25 protein-coding genes are annotated in these 25,100 nt (G+C 68.0%); 12 read left to right on the top strand and 13 right to left on the bottom strand.

The window, feature by feature from the left end:
* Positions 1 to 11 precede the first annotated feature (11 nt).
* The 3 genes from pheS to rpmI form a co-directional block, all read right to left on the bottom strand.
* The gene (gene pheS / locus J4O73_RS04475) at positions 12 to 1,094 is read right to left on the bottom strand and encodes a phenylalanine--tRNA ligase subunit alpha (protein ID WP_426215006.1); all 1,083 of its coding nucleotides are present in this window, start codon (positions 1,092 to 1,094) and stop codon (positions 12 to 14) included.
* A 149-nt stretch (positions 1,095 to 1,243) separates the two neighbouring features.
* Positions 1,244 to 1,624 (bottom strand): 50S ribosomal protein L20, encoded by a 381-nt coding sequence (gene rplT, locus J4O73_RS04470; RefSeq protein ID WP_426215004.1) that lies wholly within the window; start codon positions 1,622 to 1,624, stop codon positions 1,244 to 1,246.
* A 48-nt stretch (positions 1,625 to 1,672) separates the two neighbouring features.
* Positions 1,673 to 1,876, bottom strand: coding sequence for a 50S ribosomal protein L35 (gene rpmI / locus J4O73_RS04465; RefSeq protein ID WP_007561407.1), 204 nt, complete (start codon positions 1,874 to 1,876; stop codon positions 1,673 to 1,675).
* 394 nt (positions 1,877 to 2,270) lie between these two features.
* Between rpmI and J4O73_RS04460 the strand changes: the two genes are divergently transcribed.
* The 4 genes from J4O73_RS04460 to dusA all read left to right on the top strand — a co-directional run bounded on the left by J4O73_RS04460 (position 2,271) and on the right by dusA (position 8,426).
* Positions 2,271 to 3,401 carry a glycosyltransferase family 4 protein gene (locus J4O73_RS04460; protein WP_426215001.1) on the top strand — a complete coding sequence of 377 codons (1,131 nt, stop codon included), beginning with the start codon at positions 2,271 to 2,273 and terminating at the stop codon, positions 3,399 to 3,401.
* Positions 3,402 to 3,554: 153 nt separating this feature from the next.
* Positions 3,555 to 5,870, top strand: coding sequence for a glycogen debranching N-terminal domain-containing protein (locus J4O73_RS04455; RefSeq protein WP_426214999.1), 2,316 nt, complete (start codon positions 3,555 to 3,557; stop codon positions 5,868 to 5,870).
* A gap of 95 nt (positions 5,871 to 5,965) precedes the next feature.
* Entirely contained in the window at positions 5,966 to 7,336 is a 1,371-nt protein-coding gene (gene chrA, locus J4O73_RS04450; protein ID WP_426214997.1) for a chromate efflux transporter, read from the top strand.
* Positions 7,337 to 7,394: 58 nt separating this feature from the next.
* Positions 7,395 to 8,426: a tRNA dihydrouridine(20/20a) synthase DusA gene (gene dusA, locus J4O73_RS04445; protein WP_426214996.1), complete on the top strand. Its 1,032-nt coding sequence runs from the start codon at positions 7,395 to 7,397 to the stop codon at positions 8,424 to 8,426.
* Between the two features lie 4 nt (positions 8,427 to 8,430).
* Here the strand turns inward: dusA and J4O73_RS04440 are convergent, their stop codons facing one another.
* From J4O73_RS04440 to cobS, 3 genes are read right to left on the bottom strand one after another with little or no spacing between them, the layout of a single operon-like run.
* Entirely contained in the window at positions 8,431 to 9,138 is a 708-nt protein-coding gene (locus J4O73_RS04440) for a retropepsin-like aspartic protease family protein (protein ID WP_426214994.1), read from the bottom strand.
* Positions 9,135 to 9,347 carry a DUF1289 domain-containing protein gene (locus tag J4O73_RS04435; protein WP_426214992.1) on the bottom strand — a complete coding sequence of 71 codons (213 nt, stop codon included), beginning with the start codon at positions 9,345 to 9,347 and terminating at the stop codon, positions 9,135 to 9,137. The genes J4O73_RS04440 and J4O73_RS04435 overlap by 4 nt, the downstream gene beginning before the upstream one ends.
* Positions 9,348 to 9,378: 31 nt before the next feature.
* On the bottom strand, positions 9,379 to 10,203 hold the full coding sequence (cobS, locus tag J4O73_RS04430) for an adenosylcobinamide-GDP ribazoletransferase (RefSeq protein ID WP_426215969.1): 825 nt from the start codon (positions 10,201 to 10,203) through the stop codon (positions 9,379 to 9,381).
* A gap of 106 nt (positions 10,204 to 10,309) precedes the next feature.
* On the opposite strand from cobS, the gene cobT reads away from it, so the two are divergent.
* The 3 genes from cobT (at position 10,310) to queC (ending at position 12,556) form a co-directional block, all read left to right on the top strand.
* Positions 10,310 to 11,326 (top strand): nicotinate-nucleotide--dimethylbenzimidazole phosphoribosyltransferase, encoded by a 1,017-nt coding sequence (gene cobT, locus J4O73_RS04425; RefSeq protein WP_426214990.1) that lies wholly within the window; start codon positions 10,310 to 10,312, stop codon positions 11,324 to 11,326.
* Between the two features lie 164 nt (positions 11,327 to 11,490).
* On the top strand, positions 11,491 to 11,847 hold the full coding sequence (gene queD, locus J4O73_RS04420) for a 6-carboxytetrahydropterin synthase QueD (RefSeq protein ID WP_426214989.1): 357 nt from the start codon (positions 11,491 to 11,493) through the stop codon (positions 11,845 to 11,847).
* Positions 11,837 to 12,556: a 7-cyano-7-deazaguanine synthase QueC gene (gene queC / locus J4O73_RS04415; protein ID WP_426214987.1), complete on the top strand. Its 720-nt coding sequence runs from the start codon at positions 11,837 to 11,839 to the stop codon at positions 12,554 to 12,556. Before queD ends, queC begins: the two co-directional genes overlap by 11 nt.
* On the opposite strand, the gene J4O73_RS04410 is transcribed toward queC, so the two are convergent.
* Complete coding sequence (locus tag J4O73_RS04410) at positions 12,540 to 13,121, bottom strand: TetR/AcrR family transcriptional regulator (protein ID WP_426214985.1); 582 nt, start codon at positions 13,119 to 13,121, stop codon at positions 12,540 to 12,542. The genes queC and J4O73_RS04410 overlap by 17 nt on opposite strands.
* A 126-nt stretch (positions 13,122 to 13,247) precedes the next feature.
* Between J4O73_RS04410 and J4O73_RS04405 the strand changes: the two genes are divergently transcribed.
* The 4 genes from J4O73_RS04405 (at position 13,248) to panB (ending at position 16,589) form a co-directional block, all read left to right on the top strand.
* Positions 13,248 to 14,216, top strand: coding sequence for a quinoprotein relay system zinc metallohydrolase 2 (locus tag J4O73_RS04405; protein WP_426214983.1), 969 nt, complete (start codon positions 13,248 to 13,250; stop codon positions 14,214 to 14,216).
* Positions 14,217 to 14,257: 41 nt separating this feature from the next.
* Positions 14,258 to 15,067, top strand: coding sequence for a quinoprotein dehydrogenase-associated SoxYZ-like carrier (locus J4O73_RS04400; RefSeq protein WP_426214981.1), 810 nt, complete (start codon positions 14,258 to 14,260; stop codon positions 15,065 to 15,067).
* Positions 15,068 to 15,075: 8 nt separating this feature from the next.
* Positions 15,076 to 15,663, top strand: a complete 588-nt coding sequence (locus tag J4O73_RS04395) for a rhodanese-like domain-containing protein (RefSeq protein ID WP_426215967.1) — start codon at positions 15,076 to 15,078, stop codon at positions 15,661 to 15,663.
* 107 nt (positions 15,664 to 15,770) lie between these two features.
* Entirely contained in the window at positions 15,771 to 16,589 is an 819-nt protein-coding gene (gene panB / locus J4O73_RS04390) for a 3-methyl-2-oxobutanoate hydroxymethyltransferase (protein ID WP_426214979.1), read from the top strand.
* Between the two features lie 62 nt (positions 16,590 to 16,651).
* Here the strand turns inward: panB and J4O73_RS04385 are convergent, their stop codons facing one another.
* Complete coding sequence (locus J4O73_RS04385; protein WP_426214978.1) at positions 16,652 to 17,692, bottom strand: NUDIX hydrolase; 1,041 nt, start codon at positions 17,690 to 17,692, stop codon at positions 16,652 to 16,654.
* A gap of 223 nt (positions 17,693 to 17,915) precedes the next feature.
* Here J4O73_RS04385 and J4O73_RS04380 point away from each other — a divergent pair, with 223 nt between their 5' ends.
* Positions 17,916 to 18,167, top strand: coding sequence for a hypothetical protein (locus J4O73_RS04380; protein WP_426214976.1), 252 nt, complete (start codon positions 17,916 to 17,918; stop codon positions 18,165 to 18,167).
* A 28-nt stretch (positions 18,168 to 18,195) separates the two neighbouring features.
* On the opposite strand, the gene J4O73_RS04375 is transcribed toward J4O73_RS04380, so the two are convergent.
* From J4O73_RS04375 to J4O73_RS04355, 5 genes are all read right to left on the bottom strand, one after another.
* Entirely contained in the window at positions 18,196 to 19,671 is a 1,476-nt protein-coding gene (locus J4O73_RS04375; RefSeq protein WP_426214974.1) for an NAD-dependent succinate-semialdehyde dehydrogenase, read from the bottom strand.
* Entirely contained in the window at positions 19,664 to 21,679 is a 2,016-nt protein-coding gene (locus J4O73_RS04370; RefSeq protein ID WP_426214972.1) for an acyl CoA:acetate/3-ketoacid CoA transferase, read from the bottom strand. The genes J4O73_RS04375 and J4O73_RS04370 overlap by 8 nt, the downstream gene beginning before the upstream one ends.
* A complete protein-coding gene (gene phaC / locus J4O73_RS04365; protein WP_426215965.1) occupies positions 21,672 to 22,742 on the bottom strand; it encodes a class III poly(R)-hydroxyalkanoic acid synthase subunit PhaC in 1,071 nt (356 codons plus the stop codon). Before phaC ends, J4O73_RS04370 begins: the two co-directional genes overlap by 8 nt.
* 58 nt (positions 22,743 to 22,800) lie before the next feature.
* A complete protein-coding gene (locus J4O73_RS04360; RefSeq protein WP_426214970.1) occupies positions 22,801 to 23,625 on the bottom strand; it encodes a poly(R)-hydroxyalkanoic acid synthase subunit PhaE in 825 nt (274 codons plus the stop codon).
* Positions 23,626 to 23,801: 176 nt separating this feature from the next.
* Entirely contained in the window at positions 23,802 to 24,977 is a 1,176-nt protein-coding gene (locus J4O73_RS04355; protein WP_426214968.1) for an iron-containing alcohol dehydrogenase, read from the bottom strand.
* Between the last annotated feature and the right edge of the window lie 123 nt (positions 24,978 to 25,100).

Genomic DNA, 25,100 nt, shown 5'->3' with positions numbered 1-25,100 from the left:
GCGGGCGGGCCTTAGCCCGTCAGACCGCCCACGAGGCTCGGCACGTCGAGGGGCCGGAAGCCGTAATGGTCGAGCCAGCGGACATCCGCCTCGAAGAAGGGCCGCAGATCCGGCATGCCGTATTTGAGCATGGCGATCCGGTCGAGCCCGACACCGAAGGCGAAGCCCTGCACGGCATCCGGGTCCAGCCCGCAATTGCGCAGCACGTTGGGGTGGACCATCCCGCAGCCGAGGATTTCCAGCCAGTCCGTGCCCTCGCCGAAGCGAATCTCGCCGCCCTTGCGCGAACACTGGATGTCCACCTCCGCCGACGGCTCGGTGAAGGGGAAGAACGACGGGCGGAAGCGCATCTTCACGGCGTCGACCTCGAAGAATGCCTTGCAGAACTCTTCCAGCACCCATTTCAGGTTGGCGATGTTCGCCGCCGTGTCGATCACCAGCCCCTCGACCTGATGGAACATCGGGGTGTGGGTCTGGTCCGAATCGTGCCGGTAGGTACGGCCGGGGATGATCACCCGGATCGGGGGCTGCTGGCTGCGCATGGTACGGATCTGCACCGGTGAGGTGTGCGTGCGCAGCACCTTGCGCTTGCCGTCCTGATCGGGCGCAAGGAAGAACGTGTCGTGCATCTCCCGCGCCGGGTGGCCCGGCGGGAAGTTGAGAGCGGTGAAGTTCAGTTCGTCCGTCTCGATGTCCGGACCCTCGGCCACCGCGAAGCCCATATCGGCGAAGATCGCCGTGACCTCGTCGATCACTTGGCTGATCGGGTGGATGCGCCCGCGCGCCTCCGGTGCCTCGCGGCCCGGCAGCGTGACGTCGACCCGCTCCGAGGCGAGGCGCGCTTCGAGCGCCGCTTCGGCGAGGGCGGACTTACGCGCGCCAAGTGCGGTGGCGACCCGGTCGCGCAGGCCGTTGATGAGGGGGCCGCGCTCCTTGCGCTCGTCCGGCGTCATGGCGCCGAGCGTCTTCAGGAGTTCGGACACGCTGCCCTTCTTGCCGAGCGCGGCCACGCGCACGGCGTCGAGGGCGCCCTCGTCGGGAGCGGCGGACACCTGGGCCAGGAGATCGCGTTCGAGGCTGTCGAGATCGGTCATCGCTTCATTCGGATCGCGCGGGCCTTCGCCGCCGACGGGTGTGCTTTTGCGCGCCGCACGCGTTCATGCAAGCCGCGCGGCTGCAAAAACGACGAAGGCGCGGCACCCCTGGGGCGCCGCGCCTTCCGTCAACTCGTGAAAAGGTCCGCTCAGGCGGCCTTCTTCTCCGGCTGGGCCGGGATGGCGGCCTTGGCCTTCTCGACGACAGCCGCGAAGGCAGCTGGCTCGTGGATGGCGAGCTCGGAGAGGGCCTTGCGGTCCACGACGATGCCGGACTTCGCCAGAGCATTGATGAAGCGGGAGTAGGTCAGGCCATGCTCGCGCACCGCAGCGTTCAGACGCTGGATCCACAGAGCGCGGAACGTACGCTTCTTATTCTTACGGTCGCGATAGGCATACTGCATGCCCTTCTCGACCGCCTGCTTGGCGATGCGGATGGTATTCTTGCGCCGGCCGTAATAGCCCTTGGCGGCCTTCAGAACTTTCTTGTGCTTCGCGTGACTGGTCACGCCGCGCTTGACGCGGGCCATCGGTTATCTCCTGGAATCGACTAGAAACAGTATCGGCTGTGCGAAGACTTACCGCGCGTTCGGCAGGAAGTACTTCTTCACGTTGGCGGCATCGCCCTCGAACAGGGTCGTCGTGCCGCGCAGGTTGCGGATCTGCTTCGTCGTCCGCTTGATCATCCCGTGGCGCTTACCGGCCTGGGCGTACATCACCTTGCCGGTGCCGGTGATCTTGAAGCGCTTCTTGGCGCCTGATTTCGTCTTCAGCTTGGGCATTTGGCTCTCCTGTGCGCGAAACGCCAGCGCGGCCCGCGAGGACCGGGTTGTGTTTGCGCGATGATGCTTCTGGTGGAGCAGCATGAGCCGCCACGGCAGCCCTAGATCGGCCGGGCGGTTCGACGCGGTGCGGCTTATGGCAGAAACCGCCCGTTCCGGCAACGCCTTCGTGAAAGGTGCCGGCGGAACGCGGCATGCCCCTTCATTCTTCCTGCTCCGGGAGTGCCGGGGCGAGAATGCCGGGGAAAGCGGGGACGGGTCGCCAGCATAGGTCATACGGGCGTGACGGGCCAGGGCTCAGGAACCATAACCTTGGCTTTCCGTTTCATTCATGTCCCGCTCAGGCCGACCCGGATAGATCCCCGTTCAAAGTCGGTCACCAAGGAGACACTTCGTGCGCATTGCTCAGATTGCTCCGCTTTCGGAGGCGGTCCCTCCGAAGTTCTACGGCGGCACAGAGCGCGTCGTGAGCTGGATCACGGAAGAACTGGTCCGCCAGGGCCATGACGTGACCCTGTTCGCCAGCGGCGATTCGGAGACTTCGGCCAAGCTTGCGGCCTGCACGCCCGAGGGCCTGCGCCTGCTCGGCTACCGCGACCATACCGCGAGCCACCTCGCGATGCTGCATCAGGTGCATCGCCGGGCGCATGAGTTCGACGTCCTGCACTTCCACATCGACCTGCTGCAGTACCCGATGTTCGAGGACATGAACCACAAGTGCATCACCACGATGCACGGTCGCCTCGACGTACCGGACTTCATGCCGGTCTACCGTACCTTCACCGGCATGCCCCTGGTGTCGATCTCCGACAACCAGCGCCTGCCGATGCCGCCGAACGTCAACTGGCTGTCGACGATCCATCACGGCCTGCCCGCGCAGAATTGCCCGTACTACCCCGAGGCGAAGGGCGGCTACCTCGCCTTCCTCGGCCGTATCTCCCCCGAGAAGCGCCCCGACCGCGCCATCGAGATGGCGATCCGCTCGGGCACGCCGCTGAAGATCGCCGCCAAGGTCGACAAGGCGGACCAGGATTACTGGGATGAGGTGATCGAACCCATGATCCACCACCCGCTGGTGGAGTTCATCGGTGAGATCAACGAGGAGCAGAAGAAGGACTTCCTTGGCAACGCCCTGGCGCTCGCCTTCCCGATCGACTGGCCGGAGCCCTTCGGCCTCGTGATGATCGAGGCGATGTCGGCCGGTACGCCGGTGATCGCGTTCCGCAACGGTTCGGTGCCGGAAGTCATCGCCGACGGCGTGAGCGGCGTGCTGTGCGACACCATGGACGATGCCGTTGCCGCCGTGGCGAAGGTGAAGGCCATGAGCCGCGCCGGTGTGCGCCGCCACTTCGAGGGCGGGTTCACCGCCGAGCGCATGGTGCAGAAGTATGTCGCGGCCTACGAGGAGCTTCTTTCCCGCTCGGCCGAGGTGATCCGTCTGCCCAAGTCCACCTTTAAGCCGCTTCCGGCGGACGTGAACGGCGCCTCGCGCCCGGCCATGCCGGCGGCCGCCTTCCCGGCCTGAGGACGCAATTTCGGGCGGCACCGGACTTGCGAGCCACCCGCCGCCCGTCCTAGCGTCGCGAAAGCGACTCATCCGACTGTTTGAGACAGGGCCGCCGCATCGAGGCCGATGCGGCGGCCCTCTCGATTCGGCCAGACCTCCGGAGAAGCCTGCATGGCGGCAAAGACTGACCTCGCGACCGAAGCCCCGTTCGGCCAAGGATTTCAGGACGCGGACGAGGTTCTGCCGACCTATCACATCGAGGCGCAGACCTCGCTGGTGGAGCGCCCCCTGCGCTCCCTGAAGTTCGGTGAAGCCTTCGGCGTCCTCGATTCCTACGGCGATATCGGTGTTCAGCCCGGCCCCGAGGGGCTCTACTTTCAAGATACGCGCTACCTCTCCCGCCTCGAGGTGAAGGTGGAAGGGCAGCGGCCCCTCATGCTGTCCTCCGTCATGCAGGACGATAACGGGGCGCTGAGCGTCGACATGACGACGCCGGACATCCGCCTCGACGCCCATGACGAGACCTCGATTCCCCGTGAGACGGTGGCGATCGAGCGGACCAAGTTCCTGTTCCGGGGCGCTTGCTACGACCGGATCGGGCTGCGCTCCTACGACACCAAGCATCGCCGCCTGAAGGTCACCGTGACCTTCGACGCCGATTACCGCGACCTGTTCGAGGTTCGCGGCACCGACCGCAAGGAGCGCGGCAAGCGCGGCGTGCAGGTGGCGAGCCCGACCGAGGTGCAATTCCGCTATGTCGGCCTCGATGACGTGGTGCGAACCACGAGCCTGCATTTCGGGCCTAAGCCCGTCTCGCTGGAGCCTGGCAAGGCGGAGTTCGAGATCTCCCTCTCGCCCGGCGCGCAGACCTCGATCTTCATTCGTGTGGTGTTCGAATCGCACCGCGCCTTCACGAAGCCGCCGACCGAGACGATGGTCGGCGAGGATGCCGCCGCGAAGCTCACGCAGGTCGCCAATGGCGGCGGTTCGCCGAAGCATCCCAAAGGGCTCGGCGAGGGCACGATCTTCGCCCGCGCCTACCGCGATTCACGCCGTGACCTGCGCACGCTGACGGCGGGCATCACCACGATCATCTCCTCGAACGACCAGTTCAACGAGGGGCTCTGTCGTGCCACCGCCGACCTCTACATGCTGGCGAGCCGCACGCCGGAGGGGATCTACCCCTTCGCCGGTATTCCCTGGTACTCCACCGTGTTCGGGCGCGACGGCATCATCACCGCGATGATGGCGCTTTGGATCGATCCGAAATTCGGCCGCGGCGTCCTGCGCTACCTCGCTGCCACCCAGGCGAAGGCCATCGATCCCGCAGCCGACGCGCAGCCCGGCAAGGTGCTGCACGAGACCCGGCGCGGCGAGATGGCGATGCTGGGTGAGGTGCCGTTCCGGCACTATTACGGCACGATCGACGGCACGCCGCTCTTCGTCATGCTGGCCTGGGAATATTACCGCGTCTCGGGCGATCTCGACACGATCCGGGACATCTGGCCCGCGCTCGAACTCGCCCTCGCCTGGATGAACGAGTACGGCGATCGCGACGGCGACGGCTTCGTGGAATACGCCCGCGATACCGAGAAGGGCCTGGAGAACCAGGGCTGGAAGGACAGCCACGATTCGATCTTCCACACGGACGGTCATCTCGCCAAGGGACCAATCGCCCTTTGCGAAGTGCAGGGCTACGTCTACGCCGCGAAGAACGGCATGGCGCAGCTCGCCGGGCTCCTCGGCCACGACGACCTGGCCGAGCGTCTCTCGATCGAGGCGAAGGAACTTCGTGAGAAGTTCGACGCCGCCTTCTGGAACGAGGAGATCGGCACCTACGCCCTCGCCCTCGACGGCGCCAAGAAGCAATGCGCCGTGCGCTCGTCCAATGCGGGCCATGCGCTTTTCACGGGCATCGCCAAGCCCGAGCGGGCCGCCCGCGTGGCGGAGACCCTGCTCGGCAACGATGGGTTCAACGGCTGGGGCGTGCGCACCATCGCCAAGGGCGAGGCACGCTATAACCCGATGTCGTACCATAACGGCTCGATCTGGCCGCACGACAACGCGCTGATCGCGATGGGGCTCGCCCGCTACGATCGCAAGGAAGAGGCGGCGCGGATCTTCCAGGGGATGTTCGACACCTCGCTCTATCAGGACCAGAAGCGTCTGCCGGAGCTGTTCTGCGGCTTCATGCGCCGCCGCCAGCGCGGCCCGGTCTCCTACCCCGTGGCCTGCAGCCCGCAGGCCTGGGCCGCGGCAGCCCCCTTCGCGTTCCTGGCCGCGTGCCTCGGCCTCGAACTCGATCACGATGCCAACCGCGTGTCGCTGAACAACCCGATCCTGCCGGGCTTCCTGGACGGGGTGACGCTTTACAATGTGAAGCTCCGGAACTCGCGCCTCGATCTGCGCTTCCAGGCCTATGACGGCGACGTGACGGTGAGCGTGCTGCGCCGCCACGGCGACGTGAACGTGGTGGTGATGAAGTAAGCCGGACATCCGTCCCCTCCCGTCTTTCGGGAGGGGACGAATTGCGCCAAAGCTTCGCTGTGCCGCGGAGGGAGCGGTAACGCGGAGACAACGCCATGCGGCAGGACGGCGTCGCCCTCTCGGTCGATCACCACGGCGTAAGCCTGCGCGAGGCGACCGGGGTGTGGGCGCGGATCGCCGCCCTGTCCTTCGGCGGCCCGGCCGGGCAGATCGCGGTGATGCACCGAATCGTCGTCGAGGAGCGTCGCTGGGTCGACGAGGGCCGCTTCCTGCATGCCCTCAACATCTGCATGTTGCTCCCCGGCCCGGAGGCGCAGCAACTCGCGACCTATCTCGGCTGGCTGATGCACCGGACCCTCGGCGGGGTGATCGCCGGGGCGCTGTTCGTGCTGCCAGGCGCCGTCGCGATCATGGCGCTGTCCATCGTCTATGCCCTCTATGGGCAGGTGCCGTTGATCGGCGCCCTGTTCTTCGGGCTGAAGGCCGCCGTCCTCGCCATCGTGCTGCAGGCGGTCCTGCGGGTCGGAAGGCGGGCCCTGCGCAGCCGGGCACAATGGGCTCTGGCCGCCGCCTCCTTCATCGGCATCTTCCTGTTCGGCCTGCCCTTCCCGGTCATCGTCCTCGGCGCGGGACTGATCGGCTTCGCCGCCGCGCGGGCGGGATCCCAGACCTTTGCCGGAACGACGGCGCATTCCGGAGGTACGAGCCTGCTGGGCGATACGCTGCCCGCCCATACCCGCGACCGGCGCGCCGCCTTCCGCATTGCGGGCATCTGCCTCGCCCTGTGGCTGGTCCCGGTGGTGGCGATCCTCCTGGCGCTCGGCCCGGAGGATGTGTTCTCGCGGATCGCGACGTTCTTCTCCACGATGGCGGTGGTGACATTCGGCGGCGCGTACGCGGCTCTTGCCTACGTGGCGCAGCAGGCGGTGGAAAGCTTCCACTGGCTCAGCCCTCGCGAGATGCTCGACGGGCTCGGCCTCGCCGAGACGACGCCGGGGCCGCTCATCATGGTGATGCAGTTCGTCGCCTTCATGGGCGCCTTCCGCAATCCTGGTGAGCTCGCTCCGTTGACGGCGGGGATCCTGGGCGGGCTGCTCGCCACCTGGGTGACCTTCCTGCCCTGTTTCCTGTTCGTCTTCCTCGCCGCCCCCTTCGCGGAGGCGTTGCGCGGCAACGGGCAGGTGGTCGGCGCGCTGAACGCCGTGACGGCGGCGGTGGTGGGAGTGATCCTCAACCTCGCCGTCTGGTTCTCTCTTCACACGATTTTCCGGGAGGTGCAGCCAGTGCGCGGCCTCGGCCTGACCCTCGACGTTCCGGTGCCGGGCAGCCTCGATCCGGCCGCTCTGCTCCTGTCGCTCGCGGCCATTCTCGCGACGTTGCGCTTCAAGGCGGGCCTCGCCACGGTACTCGGCGGCTGCGCGGCGGCGGGGGTGATCCTCTACCTCGCAGGCTTCGCGACGGGGTGATACGCGGCGCCCGTTCTGCTAAAGAACCGGCTTCCCCATGACGCCGCAGGCGAACGACGTGACTTCTTCCGCTTTCCTCGCGGATGAACCGGCCACCCTTCCGGGCTGGCGGTTCTCCGTCGCCCCGATGATGGATTGGACGGACCGGCATTGCCGGGCCTTCCACCGGGCGCTGTCGGGCCGGGCGCGGCTCTATACCGAGATGGTCACGACCGGGGCGGTGCTGCATGGGCCGCGCGAGCGGCTCCTGGGCTTCAACGCGGTCGAGCACCCCGTCGCCGTGCAGCTCGGCGGCTCGGACCCGGCGGATCTGGCGCAATCGGCCCGGATCGCCGCCGAGTTCGGCTATGACGAGATCAATCTCAATGTCGGTTGCCCGTCCGACCGCGTGCAGGAAGGCCGGTTCGGCGCCTGCCTGATGCGTGAGCCCGCCCTCGTGGGCGAGTGCGTCGCCGCCATGAAGGCCGCCGTGACCGTGCCGGTGACGGTGAAGTGCCGGATCGGCGTCGACGATCAGGATCCCGAAGCGGCCCTGGATGCCCTGGCCGACGCCGTCGTGTCGGCGGGAGTGGATGGTCTCATCGTCCATGCCCGCAAGGCGTGGCTGAAGGGCCTGTCGCCCAAGGAGAACCGCGACGTCCCGCCCCTCGATTATGGCCGGGCGGCGCGGCTGAAGCAGACCCGCCCCGATCTCCCGCTGGCCGTGAATGGTGGCCTGCGCACGATGGACGAGATGCGCGCGCGCCTCGCGGAGATCGACGGCGTGATGGTCGGCCGGGCGGCCTACATGGAGCCCGCACTGCTCTTGTCCGTGGACCCGGTACTCTACGGTGTGCCCGCCCCGGCCGCCGACCCGTTCGCGGCAGTGGCGGCGTTCGAGCCCTACATCGCGGGCGTGCTCCAATCCGGCGAACGGCTCCACGCCGTCACGCGGCACATGCTCGGCCTGTTCAACGGACGCCCCGGCGCCCGCGCCTTCCGTCGCCACCTCTCGACCCATGGGATGCGGGCGGAGGCCGATCTCGATACGCTGCGCACGGCGGTGGGGCTGGTCTCGCGCGAGCGGGGTGACGCGCGCGAAGCGGCCTGACGGGTCAGCGGTCCGGCGTCAGGATCAGCCGGTTGCCCTGCACCTCGTAGCGGGCGAGGCGATCGAGGAAGGTGTGCCCCAGAAGGTTGCCGGAGAGCGCGCCGGGCTGGGCGATCATCGCGTTGACGTTGCGCGCCGTGATCGTCCCCACCGTCAGCGAGTCGAGCTGGATCGGCGCCGCGCTGGTCACGCCGTTCGCGGTGGAGACGCGGGTGCGGAAGGCGTCGGGCCCTGGGCGGAAACCGAGGGCGGCGGCGTTCTCGGCGGTGAGGACGACGCTGCTCGCGCCCGTGTCGAACAGGAAGTCCTGCGTCAGCACCTTGCCCTCGCCACCGACCCGCGCATCGACGCGGAAGGTCCCGTCCGAGCGCCGGGTGATCGTGACGCTTCCGCCCGGGCCCTGCACCGCCGTGCCGGGGCGAAGGTCCCCCAGGACACGGGACGACACCGCGCTCAGCCGGTCGCGATAGCTGTAGCCGAGGACGAGGGCCGCGCCGATCAGTCCCCAGGCCGCGAGCGCCTGGACATGTCGGAGGGGCGAGGCCCGGAATTGCCGCCAGAACCCGGCGACGACCAGCGCGAGGATCGTGCCGGTCCAGGCGATGTTGATGAGCATGTCGGACGACAGGCCGCCCGTCAGGGCGTCGCCCCCATCGGACAAGGCGAGGGCCGCGACGACGAGGCCGAGCGCGCCCAGGGCGAGATAGATCATGCGCGGGATGGCTCCGCCAGACCGGGATAGGCGGTGCGCAGCCGCGCCTCCAGTCCCGCCATGACGGACTGGCGCTCCGCCTCGCTCATCATACCCCAGGCCGCAATCTCGCCGCGGGTGCGCCCGCAGCCACGGCAGAGACCCGTCGCGTCGTCGAGGATGCAGACCTTGGTGCAGGGGCTGGACGGCTTCGGGGGTGAGGCGGACATAAATTCGTTTGGCGGGAGTCTCGCGATCCGGTCAAGGCGCCAGGGCCGCGACGAGACCGAGCAGGGCTGCGATCTCCGCGGCCTGCTGGCAGGCGCCGATGACGTCCCCGGTCTGCCCGCCGAGCCGATTCCGTGCGAGACCGGTGACGGCCAAGGTGGCGAAGGCCCCCAACACGATCATCGCCACCGTCCCGCCGAGCGGCAGGCCAAACGACAAGGCGGCGACGGCGAGGACGAGCCCGAGGGCGGCGGCGAGGCCGAGGCTCGCCCCCTGCGGTCGCCCGGCCGAGGCCGACAATCCGTCGCTGCGGGCGGGGGGCAGGAGTGCCATCGGTGCCAGGGCGGCCACGCGCGACAGTGCGGCGGCCACGACCAGCGCAGCGGCGGCGGGCAATCCCAGACGATCGAGGAGCGTCGCCAGGGCGCCGATCCGCAGGGCCAGGGCCAGCACGAGCACCAGCGCCCCGTAGGAGCCGATGCGGCTGTCGCGCATGATCGCGAGCATGCGCGTCCGGTCGCCGCCCGCGCCGAGCCCGTCCGCGAAATCGGCGAGGCCATCCTCGTGCAAGCCTCCTGTCGCGGCGGCCATGATCGCCACGGCGAGGGTCGCCGAGAGGAACGGCCCGAGCCCGGCGAGCCACGCGGCGGAGAGCGTCATGGCGGCGGGCAGGGCGAGGATCGCTCCGGCGAGGGGCAACATGCGGGGCAGACGGGTGAAATCCGGTACCCGGTGCGGATCCGGCTCGCCGGGCAGTTGCGGTACGGGCAGGCGGGAGTAGAAGCGCAGGCACGCGGCGAGATCGTGCAGGGCTTCGCGCCCTGGCCATGCGGCTTCGCCGCCGGTCTGCCTGTCCATCGCCGCGTCCCGAACGCCGGGTTCGATGAGCCGGCACGACCCACCATAGCGGGCGGGGGCGGCTCCGTCCGCCCGGAACGCGGCAACCCACAGGATCGAGGCAGCGATGAGCGGCCCCTTCGACGACATCCGCAACCTCATCCGCTCCATGCCGGAGGCCGATGCCGAGGCCGCCGCCGCCGTGGCGGAACGCGATGCCACGCTGACCAAGCCCGCAGGCTCCCTCGGGCGCCTCGAAGACCTGGCCGCGTGGTGCGCCGCGTGGCAGGGCAAGGCGCCGCCGAGCTTCGACCGGCCGCTGGTCTGTGTCTTCGCGGGCAGTCACGGGGTGACGAAGAAGGGCGTCTCGGCCTTCCCCGATGCCGTGAACCGGCAGATGCTCGATAATTTCGCCGCCGGGGGCGCGGCCATCAACCAGCTCTGCTCGGCCTACGGGCTCGGCTTCAAGGTGTTCGATCTCGCCCTCGACATGCCGACCGGTGACATCACCGAGGGCCCGGCGCTCGACGAGCGCGCCTGCGTCGCGACCATGGCCTTCGGCATGGAGGCAGTGGCGGCGGGCACGGATTGCTTGGGTATCGGCGAAATGGGCATCGGCAACACGACCATCGCAGCCGCCCTCTACGCCGCCCTGTTCGGCGGCGATCCGGCCCACTGGGTCGGGCGCGGCACCGGTGTCGATGGCGAGGGACTGTCGCGCAAGGTCGCGGCGGTGGAAGCGGCGCTCACCTGCCATGCCGGACAGCTGAGTGATCCGCTCGAGGTGCTTCGCCGCCTCGGCGGTCGCGAAATCGCGGCCATGGTCGGCGCCATCCTCGCGGCGCGCTTGCAGCGGGTGCCGGTGGTGATCGACGGCTACGTCTCCACCGCCGCCGCCGCGATCCTTCACGCCCTCGACCCGTCCGCTCTCGACCATTGCGTCGCGGGCCATCTCTCCGCCGAGGGCGCCCATGCCGAAGTGCTGGAACGGTTGGGTCTCAAGCCCCTCATCTCGCTCGGCATGCGCCTCGGCGAGGGCTCCGGCGCCGCCCTGGCGATGAGCCTGATCAAAGGCGCCGTCGCCTGCCACAGCGGCATGGCGACCTTCGCCCAGGCGGGGGTTTCGGGACGCAGCGGGGCTTGATACCGTCCACCTGATATTTTCGGATCCGCAACGGTCTTTGCGAGCGGAGCGAAGCAATCCAGGGAGACGCACCGTCCTGAGAAGGGCTCGCCGCCCCTGGATGGCTTCGCTGTGCTCGCCATGACGGTTTGGGCGGGACCAGCTTACAGCGAAACGACCCAACCATGAGAATCACCCAGGCCTTCATCTTCGAGGCGGCCCACCGCCTGCCGAACGTACCCGAGACGCATCGCTGCCACCGGATGCACGGGCATTCGTATCGCGTCGAACTGACGGTCGAGGGGCCGGTCGATGAGCGGACCGGCTGGGTGATCGACTTCTACGACATCGAATCGATCTTCGGCCCGTTGCTGGGGCGGCTCGATCACCATTGTCTCAACGAGATCGAGGGGTTGGAGAACCCCACCGCCGAGAACATCGCCGCCTGGATCTGGGACCGGCTCCGGCCCGACCTGCCCGCCCTCGCCCTGGTGCGCGTGGCGGAGACGCCGATGTCCTGGGCGGAATACGATGGGCGTTGACCGGATCGCGGGGGACGACGCGGCGCTCGTCCTGTTCTCGGGGGGCCAGGATTCCGCTACCTGCCTCGCCTGGGCGCTCGATCGCTTCGCCCGCGTCGAGACTCTGGGCTTCGATTACGGCCAACGCCACCGGATCGAACTGGATTGCCGGGCCACCTTGCGGAACGGGCTCGCCGCGATCGACGCAGCCTGGGGTCGGCGGCTCGGTGAGGACCATGTGCTCGGCCTCGACGCGCTGGGCGCCGTCTCCGACACCGCCCTCACCCGCGAGACCGAGATCGGCTTCGAGGCTTCGGGCCTGCCGAACACCTTCGTGCCGGGGCGCAACCTCGTCTTCCTGACCTTCGCCGCCGCCCTCGCCTACCGGCGGGGTATCCGCCACATCGTGGCGGGCATGTGCGAGACCGACTATTCCGGCTACCCGGATTGCCGAGACGATACGGTCAAGGCGCTTCAGGTCGCCCTGAACCTCGGGATGGAGCGCCGGTTCGTCCTGCACACCCCGCTGATGTGGATCGACAAGGCGGAGACGTGGCGCCTCGCCCAGTCGCTCGGCGGCATGCCGCTGACCAACCTGATCGTCGAGGAAAGCCACACCTGCTATCTCGGCGAGCGCGGGGCGCGCCACGCCTGGGGCTATGGCTGTGGCCAATGCCCGGCCTGCCAGTTGCGGGCCGAAGGCTACGCCCGCTTCACCGCGACGGACTAGGCTGAGCCGCCACCCCGTCGACCAGGGCCGCCAGCGTGTCCCCGAAGGCGGCCGGGCTCGCGAACAACCGCTCCATCAGCAAAGCGCCCTCCAGGGTCGCGAGGATGGAGCGGGCATGCATCGCAGGGTCCAGGCCGGAGCGCAGGCTGCCGTCCGCCACGCCTTCGCGCAGCACCTGCTCCAGCCACGCCAGATGCTTGCGGAAGAAGACGACGATGTCGCTCCGCAGCCGCTCCGGCAGTGCCTCCCCCTCGATGGCGAGCGCGGCACAGAGGCACCCGAGACCCTGCTCCACCCCGCCGAGATAGAGCTTGCCATAGGCTGTGATCCGGCCCGGTCCGTCCGCCGAGGCGGCGCGGATGGCCTCCATCGCCTCCGCGTAGCGCGCGTCGTAGGCCGCCACCAGCGCAGCGCCGAGGTCGACCTTGGTCGGGAAGTGATGGTGGATGCTGGCTTTGCGGATGCCAACCGCCGCCGAAAGATCGGCATAGCTGAAGCCCGCGAAGCCCCGGCTGCGAACCAGGGTCTCGGCTTGGATCAGCAACTCGGTCCGCGTGTCCCGCATCCCACGTCTCCCACCGGATCGACGGATTTGTGATCGGTTCGGCGCCGGAGGGGAAGCTGGCGCACCTTGACGAGAGGTGGAAACTACCTACTAATTGGTTGGAAAGAAAGAGCGGGAGGTTTCGGTATGGCGGCTTTGTCCGTTCAACCGGCAAGAGGCGCCCCGTCGCGCCGGGAGGCGCTGTTCGGCGGCCTCTGCCTGTGCTGCCTCGCCACCGCAGGGCTCTCTCCCCGCGCCTACGCCGAAACCTTCACGATGCAGGAGGTCGGCCCCGGCACCTTCATCCGAAAGGGGCTGATCGCGGACGCTTCGCCCGAAAATCTCGACGCCATCGCGAATATCGGCTTCATCGTCGGCAAATCCGGCGTGCTGGTGACGGAATCCGGCGGCAGCCTCGCGGACGGGCAATGGCTGCGAGCCGAGATTGCCAAGCGCACGAACAAGCCGGTCACCCATGTGGTGCTGACCCATGTCCACCCGGACCACGCCTTCGGCGCGGGGGCCTTCGCGGCGGACAAGCCGGTCTTCATCGGCCACACCAAGCTGAAGGAGGCGCTGGACGCCCGCGGCGAGTTCTACCGCAAGCGCCTCGTGGACCTGTTCGGCGAGGAGAAGACCGGCCCGGTCGTGTATCCGACCATGACGGTGGCGGACACGGCCGAGATCGACCTCGGCGACCGCTTGCTCAGTTTCACGGCCCATGGCCCGGCGCATACGACGAGCGACCTCTCGATGCGCGATTCCCTCAGCGGGCTGCTGTTTCCAGCGGATCTCCTGTTCGTAGAGCGCATCCCCTCCCTCGATGGCAGCCTGAAGGGCTGGCTCAAGGAGTTGGAGCGGATCAAGGCGAGCGGCGCGACACAGGCCGTGCCGGGCCACGGGCCCGTGCGGGTGGAACTGGCCCCGGCGGTCGCGGATCTGACCGCCTATCTCACCGCGCTCCGCGACGGCACCAAGGCGGCCATCGCCAAGGATGTGCCGATCGATAAGGCCGTAGACACTGTGGCACAGGACCAACGAGACAAGTGGACGCTGTTCGAGCACTATAATCGTCGAAACGTGACGGTGGCCTACCAGGAACTCGAGTGGGACTGATCCGTCATTCATCAATAAACCCAAGAACGGGAGACAACGCCATGCGCCCGACACTCGCTTTCGCCCTCGCCTTCTCCGCCGCGACGATGGTCGCGCCGCTCGCCTATGCGGCGGGGGCGTCGGATACCGAGCAGGAGCGGAACGCGCGCTGGCAGGAGGTCGCGAAGTCGATCTTCGGCGACAGGACCATCGAGCCGACCGACACGCTGGTGAAGCTCGACACGCCCAAGCGCGCCGAGGATGCGGCGTTGGTGCCGATCACCCTGTCGATGCCCGACCGGGACAAGATCAAAGCGGTTTCGCTGATCATCGACGACAACCCGGCGCCCTACGCGGCGAAGTTCGAGTTCGGCCCGGCGGCCGATACGCGCGAATTGAAGCTGCGGGTGCGGGTGAACAATTACACCGACATGCACGCGGTCGTGGAGACGACCGATGGCAAGCTCTACGAGGCCAGGCAGTTCGTGAAGGCGTCCGGCGGCTGCTCGGCCCCGATGGGCATGAGCGACGAGGAGGCCATGAAGGGCATGGGCGACATGCGCATGAAGTTCGCGGAGGCGCAGCCCGGCAAGCCAGTCGAAGCAACGCTGATGATCCGCCATCCGAACTTCTCGGGCATGCAGATGAACCAAGTGACGCGTGATTACACGCCCGCCCGGTACATCGATAAGCTTACCGTCTCGGCGGGCGACCAGACCGTCTTCACCATGACGGGCGACATCTCCATCGCCTCGAACCCCGTGATCAATTTCGGCTTCAAGCCGGATGGCAAGGCGATCCAAGTGGCCGCGAGCGACAACCAGGGCGGTCGCTGGACCCATAGCTTCACCGCTCCGAGCCCGACGAACTGATCGTGCGGATCCGGACAATCGCCCTGCGGATGGCGGCCGTCGCGACGGCCGCCTTCTGCCTCGCCGCGGCTGAACCCGCCGACTCACCCGTCAACGTGCCGGAGCCGCCGGGGCTCTATACCGGCCCGCAGCGGGGCTACACACCCTCGACGCTGAAGGGTGCCCGCGTCGTCGATGGGAAGGCGGTGGCGGATCTGATGGAGGCGCCGGACAAGCCGGTGCTGATCGATGTCGCCATGCGCGAGCGCAAGCCCGCGAACTTTCCCGAAGGAAGGCCCTGGCTCCCGGTCCATCCCTCGATTCCGGGTTCGATCTGGCTCCCGAACGCGGGTGCCGTTCCGCTGGCGCCGGAACGGGAGGCCCTGTTCTACGAGCGCGTCGCGCAACTGACCGGCGGCGACAAGGCCAAGCCCATCGTGGTCTTCTGCCACGTGGAGTGTTGGGGCAGCTGGAACGCGGGCAAGCGCCTCGTGGAGAAGGGCTACACTGCGGTGCATTGGTTCCCGCTGGGCGTCGAGGGCTGGCAGGACTTCCACGAAACGCGGAACATCACCGAGGATGCGGCCTGGAAGGCGGCGGCGCCCGCGGAGCGATAACGCCTGACATCTCCCCCATTCCGCCCTGTGGCGCCCCTGCACCCCGGCCGCGCGTGTCGTATAAGGCGCCGCGCCGGTGTCCGGCTTACAGCGTTGGGGAGCGTGGCATGTCCCAGGTCATCCAATCCCGCCGCCTGCGGGCGGTGGATATGGGCAAGCGCAAGGCCGAGGGGCGCAAGATCGTCGCCCTGACGGCCTATCACGCCCACACAGCGGGCATCGTCGATCCCTTCTGCGACTTCATCCTCGTGGGCGATTCCCTCGGCATGGTGATGCACGGGATGGAATCGACCATCCCTGTCACGCTCGACATGATGATCCTCCAGGCGCAGGCGGTGATGCGCGGCACCTCACGGGCGCTCGTGGTCGTGGATATGCCCTTCGGCTCCTACGAGGCGAGCCGGGAGCAGGCCTTCCTCAACGCCTCCCGCGTGCTGAAGGAGACCGGCGCCGGGGCGATCAAGATGGAGGGCGGCGCGCATTTCGCGGATACCGTGGCCTTCCTGGTCCAGCGCGGCGTGCCGGTGATGGGCCATATCGGCTTGACCCCCCAGGCCGTGAACGTGATGGGCGGGTTCAAGGTGCAGGGCCGTGCCCCCGACGACGAGCGCCGCCTGATCGAGGATGCGCGCGCCATTTCCGATGCGGGCGCGTTCGCGATCGTTCTGGAAGGTATCGTCGAGCCGGTGGCCAGGGCCATCGCGACCTCACCCAAAGTGACCGCCACGACGATCGGCATCGGCGCCTCCTCGGTCTGCGACGGGCAGATCCTCGTTCTGGAGGACATGCTCGGCCTGTCCGAGCGGACGCCGAAATTCGTGCGCCAATTCGGCTCGTTGCGCGCCCATATCGAGGGCGCGGTGAAGGCCTATGCCGACGAGGTTCGGGCGGGGACGTTCCCCGGTGAGGATCAGACCTACGGCTAGCGGTCCGCTCCCATCGTCTCTTCGTCATTGCGAGCGGAAGCGAAGCAAGAACGGGGGCCGTTTTATCCCACCCGTCGCGAAGGCAACCGCAGGCCGGGGGCCGGGCGTTCGAGAAGAACTTCCCGGCGGAAGCGCACGAGGCGCGCCGGGCGCCCGGCCGCGCCGCTGGTGATGCTCTCCGTCTCTTCCACCAGCCCCTGCTGGGCGACGAGGCGGCGGAAATTCTGCTTGTGCAATTGGACGCCCGACAGCGCCTCGACGGTGCGTTGCAACTGAAGCAGCGTAAATTCCGGAGGCATGAGCTCGAACACCACCGGGCGGTATTTGATCTTGCCGCGCAGGCGTCCGATGGCCGTCGCGAGCACACGGCGATGGTCGAAGGCCATGGGCGCCCCGGTCGGATCCCCCGCCCGGCCCGGCCCCGGATTGCCGCGTGATTCGGGAATGAGCCCGGCCTCGAACAGCAACTCGTAGCGTTCGAGCACCCGCTCCTCGTTCCACGTGCCGCCATTCATCCCGAAGGTCAGGCCGAGCCGGTCGAGGCGGCGCTGGCGCAGAGCCTTGTCGGCGGGCGCGGCGGCCCATTCCATCAGCCGGGGAGCGATGGCGTCGAGTTCGGCCGGGCGGCCCCGGCGGAAGTCCTCGTAGGGGAGGTAGCGATACCAATTGTGCCAAGTCGCCTCGGCGAGACCGGCCGGGCGTTCCTCACGCACCAGGGCGAGGTAGGCCACCGACAGGGCATGGGCGGCAGGCGCGCCCTCACCGCCGGACCGATCCCTGTCGCCGAAGGTGTAGAGTTGCTCGACATAGCCGAGGCGCTGGTTGGTCTGCCGCTCCACCCAGGCACGCAGGCCGCGCTCCAGCGTGGCGTGCTCCGGCACGAGCGGTCCAGCCGGCAAGCCATCGCCACGGCAGGTCGCCTGCTCCGGCACGCGGATCGTCAGGGCGCGCGGCTCTCCCTCCGTGGCGGCGACGATCACCGCCACGAGGCCCACGGCCGAGCGATCGGTCGCCGATTGCCCGTCGCCCTCCGCCTCGATCGACGTGTTCCTGTGCTCCTCGGCGACCGACATGCGCCCGGAATCAGCCTCCAGCTTGCCCATGCCGCGAGATGCGGGGCCGCCGAGAGCTATAGGCCTATCGATGGGGCATCCGTCAACGCGGCGGCTCGGCGCTGACAGTGAACCCGTCCATTGCCGGATTCTCACATCAATTAGGGATAATCCCCATTGATTTGGCGGGCGAATCTGGATTCATTCCAATCTCAAGATGCCCGAACGGTTCGTACCAAATCTCTGGTGGCAATTAACCCCGGCGCAGAGGGCCATGCTCCGCCGCCTGCGATCCGACGGGCCCCTACCGGCGCCCGATCCCAGCGAGATGCGCACCGTGCGGTCCCTCGTCCGTCGCGGACTTCTGCGCACGCGTGACCGCGGGCGCGACAAGGCCTCCGAGCCGGGCTGCTGGTTTCTGACGGCGCGGGCAATGCGGCTCGTCACGCAAGCCGACGGCGACGCCACCGCCCCCCGGCAGAAGCCGGAGGGGGCGGAGGAAGAATCGCAACGCGAGGAGGTGTGAGTGAGGGGGGCTCGCCCCCCTCATCGTGTCAGACGCCGAGGCCGCCGAGGCAGATGTACTTCACTTCGAGGTAATCCTCGATGCCGAGGCGACCGCCCTCACGGCCGAGGCCCGATTCCTTCACGCCGCCGAAGGGCGCCACCTCGGTGGTGATGATGCCCTCGTTGACGCCGACCATGCCGTATTCCAGCGCTTCGGAGACGCGGAAGGCCCGGCCGAGATCGCGGGTGTAGAAGTAGCAGGCGAGACCGTACTCGGTGTCGTTGGCCATGTGGATCGCCTCCGCTTCGTCCTTAAAGCGGAAGAGCGGCGCGAGCGGCCCGAAGGTCTCCTCGCGGGCGACATCCATGGCCGGTGTCGCGTTCACGACGACGGTCGGCTCGAAGAACTGGCCGCCGAGCGCGTGGCGATGGCCGCCCGCGATGACCTTGCCGCCCTTCTCGATGGCGTCGCGGATATGCGCCTCGGTCTTCTCCACGGCCGCCATGTCGATGAGCGGACCCTGGGCGACGCCCTCCTGCGTGCCGTCGCCGACCTTCAGCTTGTTCGCCGCCTCGGCCATTTTCTCGGCGAAGGCGTCGTAAATGCCGTCCTGAACGAGGAAGCGGTTGGTGCAGATGCAGGTCTGGCCCGAGTTGCGGAACTTGGCGAGCATCGCGCCCGCCACCGCCCGGTCGAGGTCGGCATCGTCGAACACGATGAAGGGCGCGTTGCCGCCCAACTCCATCGAGACCTTCTTCACCGTCTCGGCAGCCTGCTTGAGCAGAACCTTGCCGACCTCGGTGGAGCCGGTGAACGTCACCTTCTTCACGAGCGGGTTGCCGGTCAGCTCGCCGCCGATGGCGCGGGCCGGTCCGGTGAGGATCGAAACCAGACCGTCGGGAATGCCCGCCATCTGGCAGAGCTTACCCCAGGCCAATCCCGAAAGCGGCGTCTGCGAGGCGGGCTTGATGACGATGGGGCAGCCAGCGGCCAGCGCCGGGGCGAGCTTGCGCGCGATCATCGAGGACGGGAAGTTCCACGGGGTGATCGCCGCGACCACACCGATCGGCTCCTTGGTGACGAGGATCTTCCGGTCGGCCCAGGGGGACGGCACGGTTTCGCCGTAGACGCGGCGGGCCTCCTCGGCGAACCACAGGACATAGGCCGCCGACATGCCGACCTCGCCCCGCGCCTCGGTGAGGGACTTGCCCTGCTCGGCGGTGAGGATCTGGGCCAGATCCTCCTGGTTCTCGGTGATGACGGCGGCGAGCTTGCGCAGCAGCACGGCGCGCTCGTTGGCGGTCTTGGCCCGCCAGGCCGGATAGGCGGCGTGCGCGGCGGCGATCGCGCGCTTCGTCTCCTCGGCGCCCGCATTCGGCACCCGCGCGATGACCGCTCCGGTAGCCGGGTTGGTGACGTCAATCTGGCCCGAGCCGGACTTCGACCACTCCCCACCGATCAGGCAGGCTTCGATCAAAAGCTCGGGCTTGTTGAGCTTTAAATGACCACCGGTCTCAGGCATCCAACGGTTCCTTGGGCGGCGACGGCTCTTGCTGCGGCCGCAAGGGCACGCTTCGAGCCGTGCTGCGGGCCTGAGCCTCCGCGCGCGTCTCGAACACGTGGGGCGCAAGATCCCGCGATTGCAGGGAGGCGCCGAGCTTGAGCCGCATGAAGGCACTCGTCGTGTACCGCGAGGCCGTGGCGTAGTAGCGGCTTTCCAGATAGGCGATCATCGAGAAGTAGGCTTCGGCCACGGCAGGATCAAGCTCGAACCCGTCGTAGTTCGCGATGAGGTGCACACGTTTGCCGATCTGTTGGCAGATCCGCTCGAATTCCCGCCGCACGAGATCGACGTCTTCGACTGTCCGGACGTGGAAACCTTCGTAATTGGCGAAGAGCGTGTTGCGCTCCTCATCGTAGGACATCCGCTCGGACAGGCTCATCCCGAGGAGCCTGTGCTCCAGGCCCATCGCCTCCTCCCGGAACAGGCGCGAATCCATCGGCACGGGGTCGCGCACGATGGGCTCGAAATCCATGTGGGCGAGGATGTCCCGGCCGATATCGATGCCGGGGGCGACCTCGATGAGTTCGACGCCCTCCGGGGTCCGCCGGAAAACGCATCGTTCTGTCACGTAGAGCACGGGCTGGCCGCGCTCGGCGGCATAGGCGCCGGAGAAGGTCACCTGCTCGACCGCCCGCACGAACTTCCGCGATTGGCCCTCCCGCCGGATCGTGAGCCGTCCCTCCGCGATGGCGAGGTCGAGCCCGCCCGCCGTGAAGCTGCCTGCGAAGACGAGGCGCTTGGCGTTCTGCGAGATGTTGATGAAGCCGCCCGCCCCCGCGAGCTTCGAGCCGAAACGGCTGACATTGACGTTGCCCTCGGCATCCGCTTCCGCGAGGCCGAGGCAGGCCAGATCGAGGCCACCGCCGTCGTAGAAGTCGAATTGCTGGTTCTGGTGGAGCACGGCGGCCGGGTTCAACGCCGCGCCGAAGTCGAGCCCGCCCTGTGGCAATCCGCCGATCACGCCGGGCTCGGCGGTGAGCGTCAGGTATTTCAGCACCCGCTCTTCCGCCGCCACCTTGGCGACGCCCTCCGGCACGCCGATGCCGAGATTGACCACGCCGCCCATCGGCAATTCGAAGGCGCAGCGCCGGGCGATGACCTTGCGGATATCCAGCGGCAACGTGCCGATCCGGTCCAGCGGGACACGCTGGCGGCCGGTGAAGGCGTGGTTGTAGGGCGTCGCGTAGGTCTGGTGGTGGTTCTCGGGCTTCGAGAGCACGACGCAATCCACCAGCACGCCGGGCACCGTCACCTCGCGCGGGGCGAGCGATCCGTTCTCGGCGATGCGCTCCACCTGCGCGATCACGAAGCCGCCCGAGTTCTTCGCGGCCATGGCGGCGGCGAGGTTGTCGAGCGTCAGCGCCTCGCGCTCCATGGTGATGTTGCCGGCGGGATCGGCGGTGGTGCCACGGATCAGCGCGACGTTCACCGGGAAGGTCCGGTAATGCAGCCACGCCTCGCCATGCAGGTCGATCAAGCTGACGAGATCCTCGGTGGTCTTGTCGTTGAGCTTGCCGCCGCCCTTGCGGGGATCGACGAAGGTGTGAAGCCCGACCTTGGTGATGTGACCTGCGGTCTTGGCCGCGATGTCGCGGTAGAGGTGCGAGACCACGCCGAGCGGCAGGTTGTAGGCCTCGATCGCGCCCTCGATCGCCATGGCGCCGAGCTTCGGCACCAGCGACCAGTGGCCGCCGACGACGCGGCGGATCAGGCCCGGCATCGCGAGGCGGTTGAGACCGCGATCCTTGCCGTCGCCGGGGGCGGCGGCGAACATCAGGCCGAGGTCGCGCGGCCCCTGGCTTTCCGTGAAGCGCTTGGCGAGCGCCGTGATGAGTTCGTCCGGCGTGCCGATGCCGACGAAGCCGGAGACGGCGACCATGTCGCCATCCTGGACGATGGCCACGGCCTCGTCGGCGGTGACGATCTTGTTCTTCAGTCCGGTGGTGAGGCGGCGGGGGTCAGCCATGGGCGGCAATCCAATCCGCGATGCCGGAGCCCAGCAACTTCTGCGCCTTGCCGCCGACGAAGACGCCGACATGGCCACCGGGAAGCCCCAACTCGGTGTAATCCTCCGTGCCGACCTTGCCGCGCAGGGCCTGCGAGGTCGCGGGCGGGATGATGTGGTCGTCCTGCGCGAACACGTTCAGCACCGGGCAGGTGATGTTCTTCAGTTCCACCTTGCGCCCGCCGAGCTCGAAGGTGCTCTGCACCAGCTTGTTGTCCTGGTAGAGATCCTTGAGCCACTGCTTGGCCGCCTCGCCGGGGTGATCCGGCCGGTCGGAGATCCATTTCTCCATGCGCAGGAAGTTCAGGAACTTCTTTCGGTCGTCGAGGGCTTCGAGCAGATCGAGATTGTACTTCGTCATGGTGCGCATGGGCGTCATCATGGAGAAGACCGAGCCCATGAATTCGCCGGGCAGGGAGCCCTGCGCGGCGATCAACTGGTCGATGTCCTCCGGCGAGAGCGATCGCACCCAGACGTTGATGAAGCCGTGGCCCTTCCGGTTCTCGACGGTATCGGCATGGAAATCCACCGGCGTGATCGTCAACACCATGGCGTTGACGGTCTCGGGGTAGAGAGCCGCGTAGCAGGTGGTGAACACGCCGCCCTCGCAGATGCCGAGGAGGTTCACCTTCTCGCGCTGCGTCGCCTCGTTGATGAAGGCGACGCATTCAGCGAGATAGCCATCGACGTAATCGTCCATGGTGACGAAGCGGTCGGCCCGGCCGGGATTGCCCCAATCGACCACATAGAGGTCGAGGCCGAGATTCAGCAGGTTGCGGACGAGCGACCGGTCCTCCTGCAGGTCCGCCATCGTGTAGCGGCCGATCAGACCGTAGACGATGAGGACCGGCGGCAGGCCCTTGCTCTCAGCCAGCGGCCGGTAGCGGTAGAGGCTGACCTTGTCCTGGCTCCAGACGAGGTCCTTCGGGGTCGTCGCGATGCGCACGTCCTCGTCGCGGACGCTGGCGAAGAGCTTGGCGCCCTCGGCCATCTTGCGGCCGAGCTCGCCAACCTCGGCCATCATCTCGGCGGGGGACAGGTCGAGAGGGGAACCCGTCCCGCGCGGGGGGCCGCCGGATGCATCAGCCATGGGTCGCCTCCCCTGCCGTGGTGGCCTTCGCGGCCTTCGCAGATGAACGCCGTTCCTTCTTGAGCGCCCTCACCTCCCGGCGCAATTCGGTAAGGCTGCGATGCACGTCATCGAGTTCGGCCCGCGTCGGCTGGCCGTACATGTCGCTCATGAAGCCCGCCACGTCCTGCTGGGCCAAGCGCAATTCGGTCGCCGCCTTCAGCACGTCGCGTTGCGAGGCGAGGAAGGCGTCCGAGCGTTGCACGTCGAGGAGCACGCCGTTGGCGGTCTCGATCCAGTGTTGCAGCATGTCGCGGGCGCTCGGGTAGGCCTCCCCCCGGGCCGCCCGCTCGTTGGCCGTTCGGGCGAAGGCTCCCGCCGCCCGCGTCCAGGCATCGAGCATCACGGCCTGATGCTGGGCCTGTGCCTGCCGCAGGCCGGTGAAGGCCGCGAACAGAGCGGCGAACCGCTTCTCGGTTTGCCAAAGGTCGGCGAGTTGCGGCCCCTCCGACATCCGGTTCAAGGCCGCGCCGAAATCGCTCGTTCCGCCGAGCCAGGCCTGCGGATCGAAGATCCGCGCAAGCACGGCGCCTGCGGTGGGGTCGCTCGTGCCCGCTGCCCCGTGCAGGGAACTGGCGAGGGATTGCGACAGGGCCGTCGCGGCCGTCCAGGCGCGGGTCAGGGAGGTCTGCGCGTCGGCGAAGCCTCCCACGTCGGCGGCGGGCGGGAAGGCCCCCCAGCTCGCGGCACCATTGCCCATGCCGGGCGGTGTCAGAAAGCCCATGCCCGTGCGGGCCCAGAACTCGCCCATCGCCTTGAACGCGTCGAACTGGTCCATCCCTGGCGGTCCCCCGTCCGCTGCTTGGTCAGTCCGTCATTGCGAACGTCAGTGAAGCAATCCGGGGCCACGCCATGCCGAGAAACGGCCCGCATCCCTGGATTGCTTCGCTCCTCTCGCAATGACGGTGTTTGGCGGGAGGATGGGGTGAGCCGTCCCATCCTCCGTCCCGGTTGTCAGGCTGCCGGGCGTACGTCGCCCAGCGCCTCGGCGTAGATCGTGTAGGCGTCGTCGTAGGTGACCTCGCGCGGGTTGTTCACGAGGAGGCGCGTCTGCTTCATCGCATCCGTCGCCATGCGCTCCAGATCGCCCTGCTTGACGCCGACTTCGCTGAGCGAGGCGGGCACCTTGCAATCGTGGCAGATGGCCTGAAGGCTCTCCACGAACCGGGCGGCGGCCTCGGCCTCCGGCAGGTTGGCGGCGGCGGGATCGAGGATCGGCGCCAGTTCCGCGTAGAGCGCCTGAGCATGGCTCAGGTTGAAGCGCATCACGCCCATCAGGACGAGGGCATTCGAGAGCCCGTGCGGCACGTGGAAGATCGCCCCCACCGGATAGGCCAGCGCGTGGACCGCTGCGACGGGCGCGTTGGCGAAGGCCATGCCCGCCAGCATCGAGCCGAGCAGCATGCCGGAGCGCGCCTCGACGTTCTTGCCGTCGGTGCAGGCGGTGCGGATGTTGGCCGAGAGCAGGGCCAGCGCCTGCTTGGCGAGCTGGTCCGAGATCGGGTTCTTCTTGTTCTTGCTGGTGAACGCCTCAATGGCGTGCACCATCGCGTCGATGCCGGTGGCGGCGGTGACGTGGGCGGGAAGGCCCAGGGTCAGTTCGGGATCGAGCACCGCCCAATCCGGCAGGAGCTTCGGGGCGACGACGCCCTTCTTCTCGGTGGTCGGGGTGGTGACGATCGAGATCGGCGTCACCTCCGAACCGGTCCCGGCCGTGGTCGGCGCGAGGATCAGCGGCAGGCGATCCCCCTTTGCGAGGCCGACGCCGTAGATATCCTCGAGCTTGTCGTCCGACTTGGCGAGGTAGGCAACGAGCTTCGCCGTATCGAGGGCCGAGCCGCCGCCGATCGACAGGACGAGATCCGTGCCGAGATCGCGGGCACGGGCTGCGGCGGCCTCGATCACGCTGGAGGGTGGGTCGGCCACGACATCCTCGTAGACGTCGATGGTGACGCCCGCCTTCGCGAGCGCCTCCTCGGCCGAGCGGGTCAGCCCGGCGGCACGCACGCCCTTGTCGGTGACGAGCATGACGCGCTTGGCGCCGTAACCCGCGACGATGTCGGGCAGCTTCTTGGCGGCGCCCGCCTCGAAGAGCACGTTCGGCGTGGTCTGGAAGGTGAAGGGGTTCATGAGCTTTCCGTTCAGTTCTCTCGCTTCACTCGCCAAAGACCAGTCTCGTCATTGCGAGCCGAGCGAAGCAATCCAGAAATCCGCCACGTCCTGAGATAGCCCGCCGCCCTGGATCGCTTCGTT

This window comes from Methylobacterium sp. NFXW15, assembly GCF_049887755.1.
Lineage (GTDB): Bacteria > Pseudomonadota > Alphaproteobacteria > Rhizobiales > Beijerinckiaceae > Methylobacterium.
Note: the sequence above shows the minus strand (reverse complement) of the source record. Positions and strands in the feature narration are given on the sequence as shown.